At 71.2% G+C, this 4175-nt stretch carries 6 protein-coding genes; 4 read left to right on the top strand and 2 right to left on the bottom strand.

Translation table 11 applies throughout. The features are described from left to right. The first annotated feature begins 108 nt into the window (after positions 1 to 108). Together ACLN58_RS18800 and ACLN58_RS18805 are read left to right on the top strand one after the other, a co-directional pair. Positions 109 to 1110: a LacI family DNA-binding transcriptional regulator gene (locus ACLN58_RS18800; protein WP_415856765.1), complete on the top strand. Its 1002-nt coding sequence runs from the start codon at positions 109 to 111 to the stop codon at positions 1108 to 1110. Positions 1111 to 1187: 77 nt separating this feature from the next. Further along, complete coding sequence (locus ACLN58_RS18805) at positions 1188 to 1940, top strand: GntR family transcriptional regulator (protein ID WP_415856766.1); 753 nt, start codon at positions 1188 to 1190, stop codon at positions 1938 to 1940. Positions 1941 to 1948: 8 nt separating this feature from the next. Here the strand turns inward: ACLN58_RS18805 and ACLN58_RS18810 are convergent, their stop codons facing one another. After that, the gene (locus ACLN58_RS18810) at positions 1949 to 2410 is read right to left on the bottom strand and encodes a PTS sugar transporter subunit IIA (protein WP_415856767.1); all 462 of its coding nucleotides are present in this window, start codon (positions 2408 to 2410) and stop codon (positions 1949 to 1951) included. Then, entirely contained in the window at positions 2407 to 2874 is a 468-nt protein-coding gene (locus tag ACLN58_RS18815) for a glucose PTS transporter subunit EIIB (protein WP_415856768.1), read from the bottom strand. Before ACLN58_RS18815 ends, ACLN58_RS18810 begins: the two co-directional genes overlap by 4 nt. Here ACLN58_RS18815 and ACLN58_RS18820 point away from each other — a divergent pair. Together ACLN58_RS18820 and ACLN58_RS18825 are read left to right on the top strand one after the other, a co-directional pair. After that, the gene (locus ACLN58_RS18820) at positions 2873 to 3667 is read left to right on the top strand and encodes a copper homeostasis protein CutC (protein WP_415856769.1); all 795 of its coding nucleotides are present in this window, start codon (positions 2873 to 2875) and stop codon (positions 3665 to 3667) included. The two genes, ACLN58_RS18815 and ACLN58_RS18820, sit on opposite strands and share 2 nt — an antisense overlap. Positions 3668 to 3767: 100 nt before the next feature. Then, positions 3768 to 4175, top strand: a 408-nt coding sequence (locus ACLN58_RS18825) for a LysM peptidoglycan-binding domain-containing protein (RefSeq protein WP_415856770.1), incomplete at its 3' end; no start/stop codon positions are given.

Consider the following 4175-nt stretch of genomic DNA (forward strand, 5'->3'; position numbering starts at 1 on the left):
CCCCGGCGGACTGTGTGCTCCTCGACGGGACGGGCAGCGTCGTCGAGGTCGTGCAAGGCGGGCGGACCATCGCATGATCGCCGCGCTCGGAGCGGGCTGGAGGCGCGCGTGATCCGGTACAAGGCCCCGACGATCGTGGAGCTCGCGAAGCTCCTCGGTGTCGCGCCGTCGACCGTTTCGCGCGCCTTCACCGACCCGGGCAAGCTGCTCCCCGAGACGGTGGAGAAGGTGCGGCGCAAGGCGAGCGAGATCGGCTACGTGCCGAACAACCATGCGCGCGCCCTCATCACGGGCCGCTCGAGCGTCGTCGGCATGATCGTTCCCGACATCGCGAACCCGTTCTTTCCCCCGATACTGCGACACGCGCAGCGCGCCGCCGAGGAGCGGGGGCTCTCGCTCATCCTCGCGGATTCGGACGGCGATCCGGAGCGCGAGCTCCAGCTCGTCGGGCGCCTCACGCCGCAGGTCGAGGGACTCGTGCTCGCCGCGTCGCGCCTCCCCGAGAAGAGCCTCGTGACCATCGCGGACCGCCTCCCCACGGTGCTCGTCAACCGGGACGTCGCGGGGATTCCGCGCGTGCTCGTGAGCGCGGACCGTGCTCTCGACCAGGCCGTCGGGGGGTTCGCCCGCGACGGCCACGCGAGCCTCGCATACGTGGGCGGCCCGCCCGAATCGTGGTCGAACGCCCAGCGGGCCCGGCAGGTCGAGCGCTCGGCGCGCGCACAAGGTCTCGACCTCGCGCTGTTCGACGCGCCTGGCGGCACCTATTCCGAAGGATTCGACGTGGCGCGCGCGGTCGTGGACGCGGGCGCGACGGCGGTCGTCGCGTTCGACGACGTGATCGCGCACGGCCTCATCTCCGGGTTCCAGGCGGCCGGCCTGAGCGTTCCCCTCGACGTGAGCGTGCTCGGCTGCGACGACACGCTCACCACCACGACCTATCCCCCGCTCTCGAGCATCGCGCTTGACCTCGCGGGGGCGGGCCGGCTGGCCGTCGAGACGCTGAGTACGTCGACCCGCCAAGCCGACACCGCGGAGGAACGCATCGAGCTTGAGGGCGCGCTCGTGCTCCGCGGCTCGACGGGCCGCGCGCCGGGCGCGGGCCGCTAGGACGCCGCCCGGCGAGCCACGGCCCGCCCTTGGTCTGGACTGGTACGATCCAATTCAGGCCCCGAGGGAAGGCAACCATGGCGATCAGCAAGGCAGCGGACGGCCGCCAGGGCGTCGAGGCGATCGAGAACAGCCAGGTCCCCAAGCATGAGCAGCTCCACGGGATCCTCCTCAGGATGGCCAAGAACGAGCTCGATCCCGGTGCGCGCGTGCCGAGCGAGCGCACACTCATGGACCAATTCGGCGTGAGCCGCATCACGGTCCGCGCGGCGATCGGCCGGCTCGTCAACGAGGGCCACCTTGTGCGTGTCCCGGGCAAGGGGACCTTCGTCTCCGAGGGTGCCGTCCAGTCGACGCTCCATCTCGCATCATTCACGCAGGAGATGGAGGCCCAGGGGCACAAGCCGAGCACGATCGTCCTCGAAGCCGTGCGAACGCTCCCGCCGGACGCGACGGCGAAGGCCCTCGGCCTCCCGCGCGGGGAGGAGGCGCTCCACATTCGCCGCCTGCGCCTCGCCGACGGGCGCCCCGTGAGCGTCGACGACGCCTGGTACAACGCCTCACTCGCCGCGGGGCTCCTCGACATCGACCTCACCGGCTCGATCTACCGCGCGCTCGCAGCGGATTTCAGCCACCAGATCGACCGCGCGCGGCAGACCGTGCGCGCGGAGGGCGCGCCGCAAGACGTCGCCGTCCTCCTGGGCGCGGAGGCCGGGGCGCCGGTCCTGTTCTTCGACCGCGTCTCGTTCTCGGGCGACCACGCGATCGAGCATGCCCGGTCCTGGTACCGCTCGGACCGCTACGCGCTCACCATGGAGGTCCACCTCTAGCTGGGCGGCTACACCGCCCAGCTGAAGAGCTTCTCCCCCGCGGCGACCTGCCCCTCCGCGAGGAGGCTCGCCGTGTCCGCCTTGGAATCAAGGACGACGACGGGGCTCACCAACGAGTAGCCCGCGCGGATCGCGGGCGCGGGGTCCACCCGCATGACGAGCGACCCTGCCTCGACCTCATCGCCCTTGGCGGCCAGGAGGGTGAAGCCCTCGCCGTTGAGCTTGACCGTGTCGATGCCAACGTGTGTGAGGATCCCACGGCCCGAGGAGTCGATGACGACGAACGCGTGCGGGAGGAGCTTGATAATCCTGCCGGCGACGGGCGAGACCACGTCGAACTCCCCAGGCGCGGGCTCCACGCCGGCGCCGGAGCCGACCATCTGGCCCGAGAACACGGGGTCCGGAACCTCGCTGAGCGGCACGACGCGGCCGCTGAGCGGGGCCAGGACGACGAGCGATTCCGTGCTCACAGAAGGTCCTCGATGTCCTCGGCGAGCGTGTCCGCCTCCGGGCCGACGATCACCTGGACCGCGGTCCCAGCGGCGAGCACGCCGTGGGCTCCCGCGGACTTGAGCACGGACTCCTGGACGAGCGAGGGGTCCTTGACCTCGGTGCGAAGGCGCGTGATGCAGGCCTCGATCTCGACGATGTTGCCAGCCCCACCGAGTCCCTCGATGATCTTTTCCGCCTTTGACATGGCTTTCCTCTCTGCTTGCTGCCCGGTGCTGGAACAGCTCTGTTCCCGGTCGCCCGATCCGTGCGCCGACGTGACCAGTCTGGATCGAAACCCCGCGGGCGTCACGCTTGACAGCGTCACCGGGCACCCTCGAAACTGAACTGGTACTAACCGGACAGTACCGCGAATCGGAACCTCAGCACAAGCCCCTCGCAGCACCGGCCGGAACCGCCCATCAACCGACGGAGCCCGCAGCATGGACCTGACAGAGCGGCATGTCGACCTCGAGCTCGCCGTCCAGGATGTCGACGGCGCGCGGATCGCGCGGGCGGTCGGAGCCACCCGGGTGGAGCTCTGTGCGGCCCTCGGGACGACCGGCGGCATCACGCCGAGCCTCGGTACCATCCAGCTCGCGGTCGAGACCGAGCTTCCCGTCCACGTGCTGGTGCGACCCCGCCCGGGCGCATTCGCCTACGGCCCGGACGAGCTGGCCGTGGCCGAGGCCGATACCCGGGCCGCGCTGCGCGCCGGCGCGGCGGGCGTGGTGTTCGGGGCGCTCACGGCCCGCGGGACGATCTCACGCCCCGACCTTGAGCGCCTGATCGGCGCCGCACGCGACGAATCTCCAGCAGCCGAGGTCACTTTCCATCGCGCCTTCGACACGGCGCTCCATGCGGGCCACCCGCCCGAGCGGCTCGTCGAGGAACTCGCCCACTGCGGCGTGACCCGCGTGCTCACGAGCGGCGGCGCCTCCGAGTGGTCGACGGGCCTCCCCATGCTGCGGAGGATCGTGGCTGCCGCCCGGCTCACCGAAGGCCTCGAGGTCATGGCCGGCGGAGGTGTTCGGCTCAGCCTCCTTCCGGCCCTCCTCGAAGCCGGGGTGGACGCCGTCCACGCTTCGGCGAAACATCACGTCAACCCGAATGACGGCGCCGCGGCGCCCGGCCAGGGCCACCCCGGATTCGAGGCCACCGACGCGCGCCTCGCGGCCGGCATCGCCAACGCCCTCCCCCGCCGTGCGCGCCTGCACAACGGCCCTCCAACCATGTGATTGGATATGTCCAACGGCCGGAGTCAGACGCGCCCCCACGTGGTTCCGCGGGGTCGCCCGCGGCCCGATCGGAAGGGCTATGGGGAGGAGAAACGCCGTCATGAACAAGGCACGCGGCATCAGGGCAGCATCCGTCACCGCCTCCGCGGCCGCGCTCACTGCGGCGATCGCGGCTCCGGCTGTGGCAGCCAACGCCTACACGGTCCAGCCGGGCGACACGCTGAGCGACATCGCGGCCCGCCACGGCGTGCCCCTGAATGACCTCTTCCGTCTCAACGGGCTGGGCTGGAGCTCGATCATCTATCCGGGCCAGCAGATCCGTATCGCCGACGACGGCGCCGCATCCGCCCCAGCCCCGCAGTCCGCCCCGGCACCCGCGCCGTCCGTCGCGTACACCGTCCGGGGCGGGGACAGCCTGTGGGCCATCTCGCAGCGGACGGGTGTCGCCCTCGATGACCTGTTCCGGCTCAACAGCCTCGGACCCTCGTCCATCATCTATCCCGGGCAG

Source organism: Sinomonas sp. G460-2, assembly GCF_047759905.1.
Taxonomy (GTDB): domain Bacteria; phylum Actinomycetota; class Actinomycetes; order Actinomycetales; family Micrococcaceae; genus Sinomonas.

Excerpts from the sequence above, each read along its gene's own strand:
- ACLN58_RS18805 (WP_415856766.1), top strand. The coding sequence starts at position 1,188 with ATGGCGATCAGCAAGGCAGCGGACGGCCGCCAGGGCGTCGAGGCGATC.
- ACLN58_RS18820 (WP_415856769.1), top strand. The coding sequence starts at position 2,873 with ATGGACCTGACAGAGCGGCATGTCGACCTCGAGCTCGCCGTCCAGGAT.
- ACLN58_RS18815 (WP_415856768.1), bottom strand. The coding sequence starts at position 2,874 with ATGCTGCGGGCTCCGTCGGTTGATGGGCGGTTCCGGCCGGTGCTGCGA.